At 74.8% G+C, this 17910-nt stretch carries 14 protein-coding genes; 8 read left to right on the plus strand and 6 right to left on the minus strand.

Annotated elements, in window-relative coordinates; genetic code table 11:
* The first annotated feature begins 1 nt into the window (after nucleotide 1).
* Together AC27L3_RS01720 and AC27L3_RS01725 are read left to right on the plus strand one after the other, a co-directional pair.
* Nucleotides 2–1348 (plus strand): nitrate/nitrite transporter, encoded by a 1347-nt coding sequence (locus AC27L3_RS01720; RefSeq protein WP_487232156.1) that lies wholly within the window; start codon nucleotides 2–4, stop codon nucleotides 1346–1348.
* A 172-nt stretch (nucleotides 1349–1520) separates the two neighbouring features.
* On the plus strand, nucleotides 1521–2549 hold the full coding sequence (locus AC27L3_RS01725) for a hypothetical protein (RefSeq protein WP_487232157.1): 1029 nt from the start codon (nucleotides 1521–1523) through the stop codon (nucleotides 2547–2549).
* Nucleotides 2550–2646: 97 nt separating this feature from the next.
* On the opposite strand, the gene AC27L3_RS01730 is transcribed toward AC27L3_RS01725, so the two are convergent.
* The 3 genes from AC27L3_RS01730 to AC27L3_RS01740 are packed head-to-tail and all read right to left on the minus strand — an operon-like array spanning nucleotide 2647 to nucleotide 6729.
* Nucleotides 2647–3642, minus strand: a complete 996-nt coding sequence (locus AC27L3_RS01730; RefSeq protein ID WP_365966302.1) for a serine/threonine-protein kinase — start codon at nucleotides 3640–3642, stop codon at nucleotides 2647–2649.
* Nucleotides 3642–4313 carry an SH3 domain-containing protein gene (locus AC27L3_RS01735; RefSeq protein WP_487232158.1) on the minus strand — a complete coding sequence of 224 codons (672 nt, stop codon included), beginning with the start codon at nucleotides 4311–4313 and terminating at the stop codon, nucleotides 3642–3644. Before AC27L3_RS01735 ends, AC27L3_RS01730 begins: the two co-directional genes overlap by 1 nt.
* 34 nt (nucleotides 4314–4347) lie before the next feature.
* On the minus strand, nucleotides 4348–6729 hold the full coding sequence (locus tag AC27L3_RS01740; RefSeq protein WP_487232159.1) for an FHA domain-containing protein: 2382 nt from the start codon (nucleotides 6727–6729) through the stop codon (nucleotides 4348–4350).
* An 86-nt stretch (nucleotides 6730–6815) separates the two neighbouring features.
* On the opposite strand from AC27L3_RS01740, the gene AC27L3_RS01745 reads away from it, so the two are divergent.
* Nucleotides 6816–7244 (plus strand): gamma-glutamylcyclotransferase family protein, encoded by a 429-nt coding sequence (locus AC27L3_RS01745; RefSeq protein ID WP_487232160.1) that lies wholly within the window; start codon nucleotides 6816–6818, stop codon nucleotides 7242–7244.
* 333 nt (nucleotides 7245–7577) lie between these two features.
* Nucleotides 7578–9404: a M4 family metallopeptidase gene (locus AC27L3_RS01750; RefSeq protein WP_487232161.1), complete on the plus strand. Its 1827-nt coding sequence runs from the start codon at nucleotides 7578–7580 to the stop codon at nucleotides 9402–9404.
* Between the two features lie 77 nt (nucleotides 9405–9481).
* Here AC27L3_RS01750 and AC27L3_RS01755 read toward each other — a convergent pair whose 3' ends face one another.
* The gene (locus AC27L3_RS01755; RefSeq protein WP_487232162.1) at nucleotides 9482–10930 is read right to left on the minus strand and encodes a flavin monoamine oxidase family protein; all 1449 of its coding nucleotides are present in this window, start codon (nucleotides 10928–10930) and stop codon (nucleotides 9482–9484) included.
* A gap of 64 nt (nucleotides 10931–10994) precedes the next feature.
* Complete coding sequence (locus AC27L3_RS01760) at nucleotides 10995–12275, minus strand: streptophobe family protein (RefSeq protein WP_487232163.1); 1281 nt, start codon at nucleotides 12273–12275, stop codon at nucleotides 10995–10997.
* Between the two features lie 167 nt (nucleotides 12276–12442).
* Here AC27L3_RS01760 and AC27L3_RS01765 point away from each other — a divergent pair, with 167 nt between their 5' ends.
* Nucleotides 12443–13630 (plus strand): DUF6777 domain-containing protein, encoded by a 1188-nt coding sequence (locus tag AC27L3_RS01765; protein WP_487232164.1) that lies wholly within the window; start codon nucleotides 12443–12445, stop codon nucleotides 13628–13630.
* A gap of 12 nt (nucleotides 13631–13642) precedes the next feature.
* Nucleotides 13643–14362, plus strand: coding sequence for a DUF998 domain-containing protein (locus AC27L3_RS01770; protein WP_487232165.1), 720 nt, complete (start codon nucleotides 13643–13645; stop codon nucleotides 14360–14362).
* 160 nt (nucleotides 14363–14522) lie between these two features.
* On the opposite strand, the gene AC27L3_RS01775 is transcribed toward AC27L3_RS01770, so the two are convergent.
* Entirely contained in the window at nucleotides 14523–16079 is a 1557-nt protein-coding gene (locus tag AC27L3_RS01775) for a hypothetical protein (protein WP_487232166.1), read from the minus strand.
* Nucleotides 16080–16255: 176 nt separating this feature from the next.
* Between AC27L3_RS01775 and AC27L3_RS01780 the strand changes: the two genes are divergently transcribed.
* Together AC27L3_RS01780 and AC27L3_RS01785 are read left to right on the plus strand one after the other, a co-directional pair.
* On the plus strand, nucleotides 16256–17302 hold the full coding sequence (locus AC27L3_RS01780) for an SDR family oxidoreductase (protein ID WP_487232167.1): 1047 nt from the start codon (nucleotides 16256–16258) through the stop codon (nucleotides 17300–17302).
* Nucleotides 17292–17906 carry a TIGR03086 family metal-binding protein gene (locus AC27L3_RS01785; protein ID WP_487232168.1) on the plus strand — a complete coding sequence of 205 codons (615 nt, stop codon included), beginning with the start codon at nucleotides 17292–17294 and terminating at the stop codon, nucleotides 17904–17906. The genes AC27L3_RS01780 and AC27L3_RS01785 overlap by 11 nt, the downstream gene beginning before the upstream one ends.
* The last annotated feature ends 4 nt before the right edge of the window (nucleotides 17907–17910 follow it).

Below are 17910 nucleotides of genomic sequence, written 5' to 3' on the forward strand. Positions count from 1 at the left end.
AATGACCGTGAACCCCCCTCTCCCCGCCGTCGGGCACACCCGCCCGCCCGCCGCCCCCACCGGGCCCACGCGCCGCCTCGCCGACTGGCGTCCCGAGGACCCCGCCTTCTGGGACGCCACCGGCGCCCGCGTCGCCCGCCGCAACCTCGTGTACTCCGTCCTGTGCGAACACATCGGCTTCTCGGTGTGGAGCATGTGGTCGGTCCTCGTCCTCTTCCTCGGGCCCGAGTACGGCATCGACCCCGCCGGCAAGTTCCTGCTCACCGCCGTGCCCACTCTCGTCGGCGCGCTGCTGCGCCTGCCCTACACCGTCGCCGTCTCCCTCTTCGGCGGGCGCCGGTGGACCGTCGTCAGCGCCCTGGTCCTGCTGGTGCCCACGGTGCTGACCGGCTGGCTGCTGCGTCCCGGCGTCTCCCTGCCCACCCTGCTCCTGCTCGCCGCCGCGGCCGGCGTCGGCGGCGGCAACTTCGCCTCCTCCATGGCCAACATCAACGCCTTCTACCCGCAACACCTCAAAGGCCGGGCCCTGGGCGTCAACGCCGGCGGCGGCAACCTGGGCGTCCCCGTCGTCCAGCTCGCCGGGCTGCTCGTCCTGAGCACCGCCGGCGCCTCCCACCCCCGCCTCGTGCCGCTGCTCTACGTCCCCCTGGTCGTCCTGGCCGCCCTCGCCGCCGCCCTGCGCATGGACGACCTGCCCCGCTCCCGGCCCCCCGGGAACCCGCTGCGCGAGGTGGCCCGCGACCCCCACGCCTGGGCGATCTCGACGCTCTACATCGGCACCTTCGGCTCGTTCATCGGCTTCGGCTTCGCCTTCGGACAAGTGCTGCTCGTGCAGTTCCCCCACGACTTCCCCACCCCCGTCCGCGCCGCCTGCCTGACCTTCCTCGGACCGCTGCTCGGCTCCCTGGCCAGGCCCGTCGGCGGCGCGCTGGCCGACCGGCTCGGCGGGGCCCGCGTCACCTTCTGGGCCTTCCTCGCCATGGCCGCGAGCACCTGCCTCGTCCTGCTCGCCTCCCGCGACGGTTCGCTGCCGCTCTTCCTCGCCGGCTTCGTGCTGCTCTTCGTCCTCAGCGGCGCCGGCAACGGATCGACGTACAAGATGATCCCCGGCATCTACCGGAACCGGCCCGGACCGCGCGCCCACCTGCACGCCAACGCGCTGATGGGCATCGCCGGCGCCGTCGGCGCCCTCGGCGGCGTCCTGATCAACCTCGCCTTCCGCCAGGCCTTCCTCTCCCACGGCACCGGCGAACAGGCGTACGTGGCGTTCCTCGTCCTGTACGTGCTCTGCCTGGCACTCACGTGGGCGGTTTATCTCCGCGGGGCCCGAGCAGTGCGCGAGAACTGAGGCCGATTCCGTTCCGCTTGGGGAACCATCGGGTGGGGAAGGCCCTCTGACAGGCCGGAGGCGCACGCACGTGCGCCCGCACAGACAACCCACCACGCGGGGGCGGTACATGACGCGGACAATGCCACGACAGCCCGCACAGCGGCACGGCGCACCGGCAGGGCGCCGGGCCATGACCAGAGGCGCGGCGGCGCTCGCGGCCGGGCTGGCGCTCGCCGTGGGCGTCACCGCACCCGGCCGGGCGGCCGCCGCCCCGGCGGGCCCCACCTGCGGCGGCGACAGTGCCGGCGCCCGGCGCGCCGCCGCCGAGGCGGCCACCGCGCCCCTCGTCGGCGAGGCCCCCGCCCCCGCCGCGACCGGCACCGCCACCGACAGGATCTCCTCCAGCCTGCCCGGCCAGCTCCCCATCGGCCTGTGGTCCTCCTCCGGCGTCACCCTGCGCACCCCCGTCGCCAAGGGCGGCACCGTGCGCCTGGACGTCGACAGCAAAGGCTTCAGCACCGACTCCCTGACGGTGCAGCGCTACGACACGGCCACCCGCCGCTGGGTCGACCTCGACACCGGGCCCGGCGGCGGCAGCCGGCCCACCCACGGCGTCTTCACCTTCCCCGTGACGGCCCCCACGGCCGGTCCCCGGCAGCCCCACACCGTCGCCCTGCGCCTGCAGGACCTCGACCGGCCCGGCACCGTGACGGTTGCCGCCTCGGTCTCCGACGGCCACGGCCACACCTACCGCGCCCCGGCCCGCACCGCCACGGCCACCCGGCCCCAGGTCGCCCTGACCGGCTGGCAGCGCGGCGCCACGCTGCAGCGCGGCGGGACGGGCCGGGAGGTGACCGTGACGGTGAAGAACACCACGGACCGTACGTACCCGGCCCTGGCCGCCTCCTACTTCGCCTTCGGGGTCGGCACCGGGCACGCCCTGGCCCCCAAGGACATGACCCTGCGTCAGTACCGCACGGGACGCGGCTGGGAGACGGTGCCGCTCGTCGCGGCGGGCTGCGACCCGGGCATGAGCGCGGGCCTGCGGCCCGAGAGCGGCACGAAGGCGCTGGCGCCGGGGGCGACGGCGACGTACCGTCTGAAGATCGCCGTCAACCGGGGCGCACCGCGGGACGTGAAGTCGGCGGACGCGGGCGTCTCGGTGGGCACGACGCAGACGTCGTTCTTCTCGAAGGAGCTGCCGTTCACCATCCGGTGACGGAGCGCCCGGTGTCCTCGCACGCCGGACGGGCCGACATCGGCCCGTCCGGCGTGCGAGGACCGGGGTCCGGGGCGGAGCCTCGGGAGGCGAGCCGTCACAGTTCCGGGAACACCGGTGCGGCCCACATCGGCGGCGCCCGCACCGGCTCCGGCGCCTCCGGCGCCACCGGCTTCGCCGGGGGCGCACCGCCCGCCCGCCGCAGTGCCGTCACGAAGCGCAGGCAGCTGTCGAAGCGGTCGTCCGGTGATTTCGCCAGTGCCTGCGCCAGGACGTCGTCGACCCCCGCCGGCAGCTCCGGCACGTACTCCGTCAGCCGCGGCGGCGGCTCGTTCTGGTGGGCCCACAGCAGGGCCATGTCGTCCTCGCGGCGGAACGGCGGCGCCCCGGTGAGCGTTTCGAAGACGACGCAGGCCAGGCTGTAGACGTCGCACCGCCCGTCGACCGGTTTGCCGGAGATCTGCTCGGGTGCGACGTAGTCCAGCGTGCCGACGAACTGCCCGACGCGCGTGTAGCCGGTCAGGGACAGCGACTTCTTCGTCAGGCCGAAGTCGGTGAGGTAGACGTGCTCGGGGTGGTCGCTGTCGGTGCCCTCGGCGACGAGGATGTTGCCGGGTTTGACGTCCCGGTGCACGAGGTCGTGGGCGTGGGCGGCGTCGAGGGCGGAGGCGACCTGTCCGGCGATGCGCGAGGCGGTGGTCAGGGGCAGCGGGCCCTCGCGGTCGAGGAGGGCGCGCAGGTCCTGGCCGGGTACGTAGCGCATGGCGATGTACAGGACGCCCTCGACCTCGCCGGCCTCGAAGACCGGCACGATGTGCGGGTGGTCGATGGCGGCGGCGACCCGTGACTCGTGGGCGAAGCGCTGGCGGAAGGTGTCATTGCGGGCGAGTTCGGGGGCGAGGAGTTTGAGGGCGACGGTGCGTCCGAGGCGCAGGTCGCTGGCGCGGTAGACCACGGCCATGCCGCCGCGGCCGATCTCGCTCTCCACGCGGTAGCCGGCGATCTGCCGGCCGATGAGTCCACCGGGCCCGGCGCCCAGCGAGGCGTCCGGCCGCGGCAGGCGGTCGCCGTCGCGGTCGTCCGGGGCGCCCATCAGCGCTCACCGCCGGGTCCGCGCGGCGGCCGCCCGGTGCCGTCGTCGAGCCGGGTGGGCGGTGGGGCGCCGGGCGGCCCGGTGTCCAGGCGGGTGGCCTCGGGCGGCACGGAGGGCGCGGGCGGCATGGAGGAGGGCCGGGGGGAGCGTTCCCGGCCGGCGATGCCGGTCAGCGAGGTGCCGTCGCAGTAGCCCCAGTTGTCGCGTTCGGCGTCGTACAGCCACATCGAGTCGCCGTCGACGACGGCACCGATGCGCAGGCCCTGGGTCGTCCTGCCGAACGTCTCGCCGTCCGTGCGCCCCGTGGCCAGGTCCTCCACGGCCCGTCGGTAGTGCTCCAGCGTCTCCTGCACCTGCTGCAGCAGCCGCCGTGCGTCGGCGGTGCGGGTGAGGGCCCCGCCCGCCGGGGGCGGGTCCTGCGGCAGGGTGACCAGCAGCCGGGCGTCGACCCAGGCCGACCAGCCGTTGGAGCACAGCACCTGCCCCCAGTCGCCGCGCCGGTCCAGCAGCTGCACCGGCAGCAGGGGGTCGAGGGGCTCGGTGGGGACGACGGCGTCGGGCGCGGACCAGGTGGACAGCCCGCCGGGTGGCACCACGTGGGTGGGCCGGAAGCCGGGGACCTCCTGGCCCTGGGCGCCCGTCGAGCCGTACGGGAAGGCGGCCGCGCTCACGGTCGGTCTCCTTGCCCGGTCACCTGCGGTCCGGTCACTTGCGCATGACCTCCGGCTCGTGGCGGCGCAGCAGGCGCGCGACCAGGAAGGCCATGAGGAGGGAGAGGACCACCAGCATCCCCATGTCGAGCGCCCAGGTGCCCATGTCGTGGCTGAGGAGGGGGTCGGCGTTCCCGCCGCCGGGCGGCGGCAGCTGCCCGGTGGCAGGCGGGATGTGGGTGAAGTCGACGGTCGCGCTCATGGCGGCCAGCGCCCACCGGGAGGGGACGAACCAGGCCAGCTGCTCGAACACCAGGCGGCCGTTGACGTCGATCATGCCGCCGCAGAAGACGACCTGCACGAGGGTGATGAGCACCAGCAGGGGCATGGTGACCTCCTCGCGGCGCACGAGCGCCGAGACCACCAGGCCCAGCAGCATGGAGGTGAACGACAGCAGTGCCACGGCGAGGGTGATCTCCACCAGTGGCGGGGCGAAGACGCCCTTGCCGCCGGGCGCGCGGGTGTCCACCCCGCCCAGGCCCACCACCGACAGCACGATCGCCTGCGCGACGGTGATCAGGCCCAGGACCACGATCTTGGACATCACGTACGCGGATCTGGACAGGCCGACGGCTCTCTCGCGCTGGTAGATCACCCGTTCCTTGACCAGCTCGCGCACCGAGTTGGCCGCGCCGGTCAGCACGCCGCCCACGCACAGGATGAGCAGCACCGTGTTGGCCTTGTCGGCGGAGGCGAAGCGCACACCCGCGGACAGCCGGGCCATCGCGCCGGTCAGGATCGGCAGGGCGACCATGATGGCGAGGAAGGTGCGGTCGGAGCTCAGCGCCCGGACGTAGCGGCGCATCAGCGTCCACAGCTGGGCGCCCCAGGTCTGGGCCTTGACCGGCTGCAGGGGCTCGGCGGCGGGCGTGCCGCCGACGAGCGGCCGGGGCCTTTCGGTGGCGCTCGCGATGTACTGGCGGTGCAGCGGCGAGGCACGGAACTCCCCGGCCCAGTCGCGCTCGCGCTGGTTCTCGAACGCCTCGAAGGCCTGCGGCCACTGGGTGAAGCCGAAGAAGCCGAGGGTGTCGCCGGGCGGACCGTAGAAGGCCGTGCGCCCGCCGGGGGCGAGCACCAGCAGCCGGTCGCAGACGTCCAGGCTCAGCACGCTGTGGGTGACGACGATGACGGTGCGCCCGTCGTCGGCGAGCTCGCGCAGCATGGTCATCACCGAGCGGTCCATGCCCGGGTCGAGGCCGGAGGTGGGCTCGTCGAGGAAGAGCAGCGAGGGCTTGGTGAGCAGCTCCAGGGCGACGCTGACGCGTTTGCGCTGGCCGCCGGAGAGGCTGTGGATGGCCTGGCCGGCGCGCTGTTCGAGGCCGAGTTCGCCGATGACCTCCTCGACGCGCGCGTCCCGCTCGCTGCGGGCGGTGTCGCCGGGGAAGCGCAGTTCGGCGGCGTAGCGCAGGGCGCGGCGCACGGTGAGCTGGGCGTGCAGGATGTCGTCCTGCGGCACCAGGCCGATGCGCGAGCGCAGCTCGGCGTAGTCGCGGTACAGGTCGCGGCCGTCGTACAGGACGGTGCCCCGGTCGGCCGGGCGCAGTCCGGTGAGCGCGTTGAGCAGGGTGGACTTGCCGGCGCCGCTGGGGCCGACCACGGCGAGCAGGGACTTGGCCCCCACGGGGAAGGAGACGTCGTCCAGCAGCGTCTTGCGGCCCTCGTCGACGCTGACGGACAGCTGCTGGACGTCCAAGGAGACCTCGCCGGTGTCGACGAACTCCTGCAGCTCGTCGCCGACCAGGCAGAACGCCGAGTGGCCGATGCCGATGATGTCGCCGGGCCGCACGGGGCCGTGCTGGACGCGCGTGCCGTTGAGGTAGGTGCCGTTGTGGCTGCCGACGTCCACGATCTCGTGCTCGCCGTCGGGCAGGGCGCGCAGCTGCGCGTGGTAGCGGGAGACGGTCAGGTCGTCGACGACGAAGTCGTTGTCCGCGGCCCGGCCGATGCGCACGGTGCGCGTGGGCAGGGGGCGTACGGACGTGGGCCGGCGGAAGGTGCCGGTGCTCTGCGGCTGGGAGACGGCCGAGGGGCGGTCGCTGGCGCGCGGCCGCACGGCGGTGACGACGGCGGCGGGGCCGTCGGCGGGGTTGCCGAAGCGCACGACGCTGCCCGGGCCGACGTCGAAGGTGGCGATGCGGCGGCCCTCGGTGTAGGTGCCGTTGGTGCTGCCGCAGTCCTCCAGCGTCCAGTGGTCGCCCACCGGGCGCAGGACCGCGTGGTGCCAGGAGACGCGGGCGTCCCGCAGCACGACGTCGCTGGACGGGTCGCGCCCCACGTGATAACTCCGGCTCGGGCTCATCACCTGGGAGCCGCCATCGGCCTCGAGGATGAGCTCCGGGGCGGAGGAGGCCGAGGGCACGACCGGCCGCTCTGCCATACCTCTAGGCTACGGCCGACGGCCGCGGACCGCCTTCCGGCGGGGCGGCCGGGGCCGGGACGCGAGGACGCGAGGGGGAGACGCCGGTGACGGCACGGGAGGCGGCCGGCCGGCTGCCGGTGTTCGTGTACGGGACGCTGCGGCCGGGCCGGCGCAACCACGCCCTGCTGCTGCGCGGCCGTACGGTCGCGGAGGTGCCCGCGCGCCTGCCGGGCGCGGCGCTGTACGAGGGGCCGGGCTACCCGTACGCGGTCGCCGAGGAGGGCGCCGCCGAGGTGCGCGGCGAGCTGGTCACGCTCGCGCCGGAGGCGTACCCGCGGGTGCTGGCTGCACTCGACGCGCTGGAGGAGTACCGGCCGGGCGACCCGCACAGCCTGTACGTGCGCGTGGTGCGGGAGGTGTGCGTGGCCGGCGGCGGGGCGGTGCCCTGCTGGGTGTACCTGGCGGCGGAGCCGGTGGCGCGGCGGTTGCGTGCGACGGGTCGGCGGCTGCCGGGCGGCGAGTGGACCGGCTGAGAGCCGCTGCCGGCGGCCCGCGTCCGCGCTCTGCGTCCCCTCTCTGCGTCTCACATAGTGATCACCTGTCCAACCCGGGCAACCTCGAGGGGGTTTGACCCGTCCTCACCGGCAGCATCACGGGACGTTTCCGTCCCGTAACGGGGGGTTGGGGCTGTGTAAAGACTGGATCAACTGTTCGGTCATTTGCGCCCTTCGCTCTTTTCATGGGCATGCCAATGCCTGCAAGGTCATCCACGGGACCCACAGGTTCCCGTGGTGCTGCAGTGCCGGCACCGCGTGCATACGGGCGGTCCGGCACTCCCGGCCGCCCCCATGACAAAGGGCGCTGACTTGCGTACAACCCCCACGAACTCCATATCCACCGCCCGCAGACGGGCCGTCGCGATCGCCGTCGCCGTGGCGGCGGCCGCGACCACGGCCGGAACGGCGACCGCCCAGGCGACCCCGGCCACGCCGGGCTCCCCGGCGCGGGCCGCGGCCGCCGCGGCGGCCGCCGTCGCCCCGGCGACGTTCGACCCGCGGATCGTCGCGGCGGCCCGGGCGGCCGTCCAGGCCAACGCCCAGGCCGCCGGCCTCGGCGCCGGCGAGGACCTGAAGGTGAAGGACGTCCTGAGCGACCCCGAGGGCAAGAAGCACGTCCGCTTCGAGCGGACCTACCGCGGCGTCACCGTCGTCGGCGGCGACCTGGTCGTCCACCTCGACCCCGCGCAGCGCTACCTGGGCGTGACCCGTGCCAAGGCCCGCAAGGCCGCCGTGCCCACCGTCACCCCGAAGCTGACCGCCGAGCAGGCCGCCGCCAAGGCCGCCAGGAGCGCCGCCGGCACCGCCGCGCACACCGAACTCGTCGTGGACGCCCGCGGCGAGAAGGCCGTCCTGGCCTACCGGGTGACCGTCGCCGCCCCCGCGGCCGCCGACGCCGGCGCCTCCCACTCCGTGCTCGTCGACGCCGCCGACGGCAAGGTCCTCAGCAAGACCCCGCTCAGCGACGGGTTCATCTCGCCGGCCCTGAAGGCCACGCTGCGCGCCCAGGGCACCCAGGCCGCGCCGAAGACCGCCGCCCCCGCCGCGCCCGGTGCCGCCCGGCCCGCCGCGGGCGCCTTCCCCGCGCCGGCCACCGGCAGTGGCGCTTCCATCTTCGCCGGCACCGTGCCGCTGCTGACCACCCAGACCGCGCAGACCTCCTTCACCCTGAAGGACCCCAGCCGCGGCAACGCCGAGACCCGCAACGCCGGCCGCCGTCAGCTGTCGTCGTTCTCCACCGGCAAGGCGTTCACCGACGCCGACAACAAGTGGGGCAACGGCACCTCGTCCGACGCCGCCAGCGCCGCCGTCGACGCCCAGTACGGCATCACCAGCACCTTCGACTACTACAAGAAGACGTTCGGCCGCAACGGCATCAAGAACGACGGTGCCGGCCCGCACGCCCTGGTGCACTTCGGCAGCGGCGTCGGCAACGCCTTCTGGTCGCCCGACTGCGCCTGCATGCTCTACGGCGACGGCGACGGCGTGACGTTCAAGCAGCCGCTGGTCGCCCTCGACGTCACCGGCCACGAGCTGACCCACGGCGTGGTCGAGGCCACCGCCGACTTCCAGCCCACCCGCGTCGACGAGCAGAACAACCAGTACGGCGAGGCCGGTTCGCTCAACGAGTCCTTCGCCGACATCTTCGGCAGCGGCATGGAGTTCGCCACCAACAACCCGGCCAACCCGCCGAACTACCTCATGGGCGAGAAGCTGGGCCTGCAGCAGACCTTCCTGCGCCGCCTGGACAAGCCCTCCCTCGACAAGCTCGAGGGCACGGTCGACTACTGGGACGAGGGCTCCTACGACCGCGAGGTCCACGCCGGCTCCGGTGTCTCCTCGCACGCCTTCTACCTCCTGGCCGAGGGCAGCGGCGCCAAGACGATCGGCGGCTTCAGCTACGACTCGCCGACCTACGACGGCTCGTCGGTCACCGGCATCGGCCGCGCCAAGGCCGAGCAGATCTTCTACCGCGCCCTGAGCCGCTACATGGTCTCCACGACCGACTTCCACGGCGCGCGCGAGGCCACCCTGCAGGCCGCCGCCGACATCTACGGCCAGGACAGCACCGAGTACACGACGGTCGACCGGGCCTGGGCCGCGGTCAACGTCACCGCCGGCAACGCCCCTTCGTAAGGAGCGGCCGCACGACGAGGTCCCGCCCGGCACCATGGCCGGGCGGGACCGGGACGGCGGGGCGGGGCCCTGTGGCGCTACGCCAGCAGCTGCAGGGCCTGCTGCGCCGCCCGCCTGCCCGACTCGACGGCGCCCTCGATGTAGGCGCCGTGCCAGCCCTGGGCGATGTCCGCACCGGCGAACAGGATCCGGCCGTGCGGCTGCTCGATCTGCGGGAAGAGGCCCAGCAGCTGGCCGGGGCGGCGGAAGCCCCACGAGCCGGCGGAGAAGGGGTCCTTGCCCCACTCCATGGCCCGGGAGGCGAGCACCTGGGCGCCGGGGATCCACTGCCGTACGGCCTGCTGGACCTGCACCGGGTCGGCCACGTTCAGCTGCGGGCTCGGGAAGGCCACCATGAGGCGGCCGTCCGCCAGCTGCTTCTGCGGCACCATCATCAGGATCGGCGAGCCCTCGGTCGCCGTGCCGCCGAGGGCCTCCACCTCGCCCTTGACGTGCAGCACCATCTTGGTGCCGCTGGGCAGGCCGATGCCCTGGGCCGTGGCCCGGGCGTGCGCGGGGGGCAGGCCGGGGGCGAAGGTGATGCTGCGCCAGGTGTTCGCCGGCGTCGCCACGACGACCGTACGGGCCGCGTACCGCCGGCCGTCCCGGGTCTCCACGACCACCCGGCCGCCGTTCTGGGTGACCTTGGCGACCGGCGAGTTCAGCCGCACCCGGGCGCCGGAGTCCTGCAGCATGGCCTGCAGCAGCGCGGTCATGCCACCGGCCGGCCGGCTGCCGATGGTGGTGGAGTAGCTGTCGTACGTGCCGCCCGAGAGCTGGTACCACTGGGCCATGCCGGTCAGCGAACCGTTCTCCAGGGAGCCGCCGCAGTACGCCGCGGTGTCACCGCTGATCAGATCGCGTTCGGCGGGGGAGAGGTTCATCTGCCGCAGCCGGTCCGCCACCGACAGCGGGTCCACCGCCGCCAGCAGGTCCTTGCGGTACAGGGGCTCGGCCGGGCGCTCGAAGTACTGCTCGGAGCCCTTGTAGAACTCCTTCCACAGCGGCTCCAGCAGCGCCGCGGCCTCGGCGGGCGCGACGTGCTCCAGCCGGCCGCCGCGGGCGACGGCGATGCGCTCGGGGTCGGGGTCGCGCACGATGCCGATCCGGTAGCGGGCCAGCTCGGCGTTGACCAGGCGGTGGGCGGGGGAGATCCACTGGCCGCCCAGCTCGATCTGCTCACCGGCCCAATTGCTCGTCCAGATCCGCCCGCCGATGCGGTCGCGGGCCTCCAGGACGACCGACGTCAGGCCCTTGGCGCCCAGCTCCCGGGCGACCGTGCCGCCCGCGTAGCCGGCGCCGATGACGATGACATCGGTGAACTGCTCCTCGTCGGCGCGGGCCGTGCCCGCGCCCACGGCGCCGAAGGAGACGGCCGCGGCCCCCGCGCCGATCGCCTTCAGCACGCTGCGGCGGCCGGGCCGCCCGGCGGGCCCGTCGAGGGGGGAGTCGTCTGCGGGCACGGGGCCCGGGCCAGCGGCATGCATGGGAGTCCTCGATCCGTCGGGTGTCCATCGGGTGACAGCGACGGCGAATGTACGCAGCGGCCCGTCATCCCCCGGTCACCCGGCGGTCATCGCCGCCAGGTCCGTCGACCTCCCCCCGGCGAAGGGTGCGCCGGCCCACCAGGAGGCCGCCCAGGCACCCCGCGACGAACCCCCACAGCAACCCCAGCCCCACCAGCAGCGGCAGGCGCGCCCGCAGCGTGACCTCCCCGCCGAAGTCCCCGAGGTCGCCCACGCCGATCACCGACAGCCCGTAACGCGCCGAGACGTGCGTCAGCAGGCCCACGACCAGCAGCGTCAGGGCCAGCGCCACGGCGAGACGGACGCCGTGCCGCCAGGCCGGCACGCGGTCGTGCGTCCGGGCGGCCGTGACCAGGCCCGCCGTGATCAGGGCGACCACGGCCACCACGACCAGCAGCCAGGCACGGCCGTCGTGGCGGGCCAGGGAGGCGACGTCCACCGTCGCCGGGGCGCCGTCCCCGCCCTCGCGCAGCACGGCCGCCAGCGCCTGCGGCATCGGCAGGCCGATCGCGTCCGGCACATGGCCCTCCCACACGCCGCCCAGCCCCACGCCCAGCGCCATCCACGCGAGGTTGGGCAGGCCCAGCAGCAGGACGGCGAACGTCTCGGCGACGTGCCCGCGCGTGAAGGCGACGACGACACCGATCAACAGCCCCAGCAGGACGTACGCCAGCAGCACCGCCACCATCGCGAACGCCGCCGGGCGGACGGACTCCTGCAGCCGGACCAGCCGCGTGGGCAGGGGCGTGCCGCGCGAGACCGCCACCGCCACGGCCAGCAGCACCAGCAGCCACAGCAGGCCGTACCCCAGCGTCGGGCCGACGGCCGCGCGGAAGCCGACCGTGGGCGTCACGCCCAGCAGGTCGCCCAGCTCGTCGAGGAACTCCTCGCCGATGCTGATGCGGAAGCTGTGCCGCGCGGCCAGCGCCACGCCCAGCAGGCCCAGCAGCCACAGCACCGCCGTGCGGGCGACCCGCGCGAGCAGCTCGCCGCCCCCGGCCACCGCACGGTGCCGCAGCGGGCGCAGGAAGAGCCGGGCGACGGTGAGGGCCCCGGCCAGGGTCACCGACAGCGGTACGGCGGCCAGTCCGGCACCCGTACGGCCCAGCACGCCCGCCGCGCCCGAGAGTTCCACGCTGCCGCCGACCGCGGCGACCACGGCGGCCGCCACCACGGACGGGAACGCGCCGCCGGGCAGCTCGGCGGCGCCCGCGGCCCACAGGCCGAGCGCGGCCACCACGACCATGACGGCCAGTGCGGCCACGACCGTCACCAGTGCGTCCCGCCAGGCCCGCAGCTCGTTCATGTCCGCCAACCTAAACCGGCCGCCGCCCGGCCACCCGTCCGCGCGGGCGGGCGGGGGACCGGTGCGCCTGTGCGCCGTACGTCCGCTTGCGGGGCATACCGGTCAGGAGCACACAATGTGCGCAGGGGCGGTGCATTGTGTCCAGACCACCGACAGGAGCAGGGACCGTGTCGTCCGAACCGCCGTCAGGAAACCGCCCCAGCGGCCCGCCGTCCGGCCCCCTGTCCGGGCGGGGCTCCCAGCCACCGGCCTCCTCCGGTTCCGGAGCCGGCGAACCGACCCGGGCCGGCGGCCCCATCGAGCCCTCCGGCCCCTCCGGCCCGTCCGGTCCCTCGGGGCCCTCCGAGCCGCCGCGGCCCCCGTCCGGGGAGGGCCCCGTCCCGGGCGGCGGCGCGCCCGGCCGCCCGCCCCGCTGGCGCTCGAAAGCCGTACTGATCACCGCCGGGGTGCTCGTCGCCGCCGCGCTCGCCGTCTTCTTCCTGCGCCAGTCCGGCTCCTCCGGCGGCGAGGTCCTGCTGCAGGCCGCGGGCTCCAACGGCCGCGACCCGTTCACCCAGTCGACCGCCAAGGACTACGGCAGCTCGGCCAGCGCCCACCCCGCGATCCCCGCGGGCGGGGGCAGCGGCCCCCACAACATCGCCGGCAACACCGCCGGCCTGTACGGCGGCTCCCGCAACCACGCCAACTGCGACGTCGAGCGCCAGATCGGCTATCTGACCCAGGACCAGAACAAGAGCCGGGCCTTCGCGGGCGTGGTCGGCATCGACCCGGGCGGTCTGACCGGCTACCTGCGCGGCCTGACCCCGCTCCAGCTGCGCTCGGACACCCGCGTGACCAACCACGGCTACAAGGACGGCTCCGTCACCGGCTTCCAGTCGGTGCTGCAGGCCGGCACCGCCGTGCTCGTCGACGACCGCGGCCTGCCCCGCGTCCGCTGCACCTGCGGCAACCCCCTCACCCCGCCCGTCGCGGTCCAGGGCACGCCCAAGGCCACCGGCGACACCTGGCCCGCCTACAAGTACGCCGACGTCGTCGTGGTCACCCCGGCCGACTCCGTCATGGACGCCATCACCGTCTACGACCCCGACACCGGCGAGTGGTTCGAACGCCCGGTCGGCACCGACGGCGACCAGGACCGCTCCGTGACCCCGCCCAAGGGCGGCATGAGCTCCAGCGCACCGGGCAGGAGCAGCGCACCGCCGCCCCCCGGCAGCAGCCGGGCGCCGCAGCCCCCGCCGCCGCCCGCCTCGCCGCACAGCCCGCCGCCCCCGCCCCGCACGACCCCGCCCACCACCCCGCCGTCCACCCCCTCACCGCCGCCGGCGTACGGGCCGCCCCCCGTCCGCGCGAACTGAAGGCTCCCGCCGATGCCCGACCCGCCCCCCGCCCTGCGCCCCTCCACCGCCGGAACCGGCCGACCGGACGGAGGGCGCCCGGCGGCCCGGCCACCGGCCGGGCCGGGCGTGGCGGCACCCGTGCTGCTGACCGCGGCGGCCGTGGTCTACAACGACTGGCTGCTGGCCTTCGTCCTGCCCACCGGCCTGGACCCGCGGCACTCCTACGTCAGCGAGCTCTACGCCGCCGACCAGCCCTTCCACCACTTCTTCAGCGCCATCGAGATCCTCGCCGCCGTCCTGGTCGCGGCCGGCGCCCTCCTCGCCCTGCGCGGGGCGCGCAACCGCTGGGCGCAGGCCGGCTGGTGGTCCCTGGTCGCCTTCGGCGCGGCCTCCGTCGCCGACGTCGTCATCCCGATGCGCTGCGCCCCCTCGGTGGAGGCCGGCTGCGAGGCCGTCAATCCCTGGCACACCTCCACCAGCGCCCTGGTCCACGCCGCGCTGTTCGCCTCCATGGCCCTGCTCGTCGTCGCGGCCGCCACCGCCCCGCCCGGTTCCGGCTGCCCGCTGGTGCGGCGCCTGGGGCCCTGGGTGCTCGGCAGCGCGCTCACCACGGCTCTGGCCACGGTCGGTCCGCTGTTCGGGCGGCCCGGCTGGCACGGCGTGCCGCAACGGGCCCACCTGGCGCTCGTGGGCATGTGGTTCCTGCTGCTGGCCCGTTCCCTGGACCGGGCGGCCGCCGCCGGGCGGTAGGGGAGCGGGGCGTCCGCCGGCCGGGCGCCTCGCCGCATGCCGTACGTCGGACGGAGTCGACGCGCCACGATCCGTCGCCCCAGGAAACCCATGCCTGCTGGGCCGGGTGTCCGCCGTCCATGCGCGCAACCGGCCACGCGCCGCCGGCGCGGCGCGGGGCTCAGGGCAGCAGACCGTAGACGTGCAGCGCCCCGGAGAAGGTGGCCAGGTGGACGCGGCCGTCCGCCACCGTCGGCGGGGTGAACTTCGCGAACAGCCCGACGCCGTCACGAGCGGCGTTCATCGTGCTGTTCCACACCTCCTGCGTCAGGTCCGTCGCCCGGTAGGCGCGCAGGACGCCCTCGACGACCGCCTGGTTGGCGTCCGCGCGGTAGGGGTGCGAGGCCCACACCAGGCCCGAGGCCGGATCCGTACCGTCGGCGGAGACCGACAGGAAACCGCCCGGCATGCCCGGCGACCCGCCGGGCACCCCGACCGGATCCACCGTGGTACTGACCGACACCGGTTCAGGGTCGAGCAGGGCGCCGCGGAAGCGGTACGCGCGCAGGAACGCGTTCTCGGGCCAGACGTACACCCACGGGCCGCTGCCCGCGAAGTCCCCGTACATCGCCCCGCCGTGGATGTGGTGCCGGGCCCCGTCCGGCGGCACGGCGAAGAAGCTCTGCGGGATCTGGCTGTCGGAGCCGGCGTGGAAGTGCCCCAGATCGTCCATGTCGAGCAGGTAGAGCTTGCCCTCCTTGCCGCCGCCCAGCAGCCGCCTGGTGCCCGGGATCAGCAGCGGGCCCGAGGAGCCCAGGTCGGTGTCGTCGGCGTCCAGAGCGGCGTTGTTGAACGGCGAGAACCAGTCGGCCACGGCGAGGCCGGGACGGAGCTTGACGACACAGTCGCCCAGGTCCGAGCCATCGGAGTGAAACCCTCCGTTGCCCGTCATGAGGTACAGGCAGCCCTCCTCGTCCACCCCCAAGCCCCGGCCCGCCTGCCAGATCCCGCCCAGGCCCGTGTGCGGCGTGCTGACGAACGCCCCCGCCGGCCGCAGCGTCACCGCGTCGAAGGCGAGCACCCAGCCGTGGTACGGACGCCGGTCGCCGTACGCGGCGAACGCCGCGTACACCCGGCCGTTCGCCAGCGTCAGCGCCGCTCGCTGGATCTGCCGGCTGCTGGTGAAGGCGATCCGGCCGCCCGTGCCGCCCTCGCCGTCCCCCGGCACCTCGGCGGCGATCCGCACCGGGCCGCCCAGCACCTCCCGGCCGGTGGCCACGTCGAGCGCGTGAAGGGCGTGGTGGTACTCCCCGCCCTCCTTCGTGAACGCGACCGCGTACAGCACCCCCCGCTCCCGGTCGATCACCGGCGTGCCGACCACCCCCACCTCGACCTCGATGTCCCGGTAGCCCCGGGGACCGATCTGCGGATCGGGCAGCGGGCAGGACGGCCCCAGGCAGGCCCGCCACAGGGGCGCGGACGCGGCGGGGTCGGCGGCGTCGAAGGCGTACACGCTGTTGTGCATCGTCGCCACGAACACCACCGGACGCCGCCCCGCGCCCGGCACCTCCACGCACGGCAGGTGCAGCGGCTGCGCGTAGACATGGCCGTCGACCGCACGGCTGAACAGCTTGCCGAAGGTGCCCGGGCGCACCGTCTCCGGGCGCAGCAGCACCTCCCGGGCGTTCAGCCCCGTGCGCCGGTTGTCGTTGTGCTGCGTCGTGACCGCCACCGGCATGGTGCCCCCGTTTCCCCCGGTCCTGGCGCCCCCGGTCCAAGGGTCCGCGGCACGCACCCGGGCCGACAATCACCGGAACGGATGAACGCACCGGGCCGCCGTCGCCGTTTACGCCCCCGGCACCCGGGTACCCGGCGCCGGTGACGAGGAGAGATGCGCATGAGGAGTGACCAGCCGTGAGGGCCCGCCGCCGCAGGAACCGGCCGTCCGTCGTCGTGGTGACCGGCGCCAGCGGCGGCGTGGGCCGGGCCACCGCCCGCGCCTTCGCCGCCCGCGGCGCCGACCTGGCGCTGCTGGCCCGCGGCCACAAGGGCCTGGAGGCCGCCGCCGCCGAGGTGCGCCGCGCCGGGGGAGCGGCCCTGCCGCTGCCCGTCGACGTCGCCGACCACCAGGCCGTCACCGCCGCCGCCGACCGCATCGAGGAGGTCTTCGGCGCCGTCGACGTCTGGGTCAACAACGCCTTCACCGGCCTCTTCGCGCCCTTCGTCGAAATCGAGCCCGAGGAGTTCCGGCGCGTCACCGAGGTCACCTACCTGGGCTACGTCTACGGCACGCACGCCGCCCTGTCCCGCATGCTGCCGCGCGACCACGGCACGATCGTCCAGGTCGGCTCCGCCCTGGCCTACCGCGGCATCCCCCTGCAGTCCGCGTACTGCGGCGCCAAGCACGCCATCCAGGGCTGGAACGAGTCGCTGCGCTGCGAACTGCTGCACCAGGGCAGCAAGGTGCGCACCACCATGGTGCAGCTGCCGGCCCTGAACACCCCCCAGTTCGGGTGGGTCCTCAACCGGATGTCCCGCAGGCCCCGGCCCGTCGCCCCCATCTACGAACCCGAACTCGCCGCCCGCGCCATCGTCCACGCCGCCGAGCACCCGCGCCGCCGCGAGTACTGGGTCGGCGGCAGCACCGTCGCCACCCTCCTCGCCAACGCCGTCGCCCCCGGCCTGCTGGACCGCTACCTCGCCCGGACGGGCTACGACGCCCAGCTGACCGACGACCCCGCCGCACCCCTGGACCCCGTCAACCTCTGGCACCCCGTCGACGACGACACCGGGCGCGACTACGGCGCCCACGGCCGCTTCGGGCCCGGCGCCCACGTCCACGGGCCCCAGCTGTGGCTCTCCGAACACCGCACCACCACCGTCGCCGCCGGCGCGGCGGTCGCCGCGGCAGCGGTCGCCGCGCTGCGCACCCGCATGGACCACGGACGTCATGGCCGGTGACGACGCCATGACCGGTGACGGGGAGCTGACCGACTCCCGACGACGCACCCTCCTCGCCCGCCACGGCGAGGCCCTCGACCTGTTCGCGGACCGGGTGCACACCATCCGCCCCCGGCAGTGGCACGACCCCACGCCCTGCACCGACTGGACCGTACGCGACCTGGTCAACCACCTGGTCGTCGAACAGCTGTGGGTGCCCCCGCTGCTGGACGGCGCCTCGATCGCGGACGTCGGCGACGCCTACGACGGCGACCGGCTCGGCGACCACCCCACGGCCGCCTGGGACCGGGCCGCCGCCGCGGCCCGCGAGGCGTTCACCGCCCCCGGCGCCCTGCACCGCACGGTCGAGCTGTCGTACGGGCGCACCCCCGCCCACGCCTACTGCGCCCAGATGACCGCCGACCTCGTCGTCCACGCCTGGGACCTGTCACGGGCGATCGGCGCCGACGAACACCCCTCCAAGGCCCTGGCCGACTTCACCCGTCGCGAGTTCGGCCCCTACGCGGGCAGCGGCGTCCCCGGCATCTTCGCCGCCGCCGTCGACCCGCCGCCGGGCGCCGACTCCTGGCAACGGCTGCTGGCCCAGCTGGGGCGCCGGGTCTGACCGG

Source organism: Streptomyces sp. PKA51 (genome assembly GCF_057552455.1).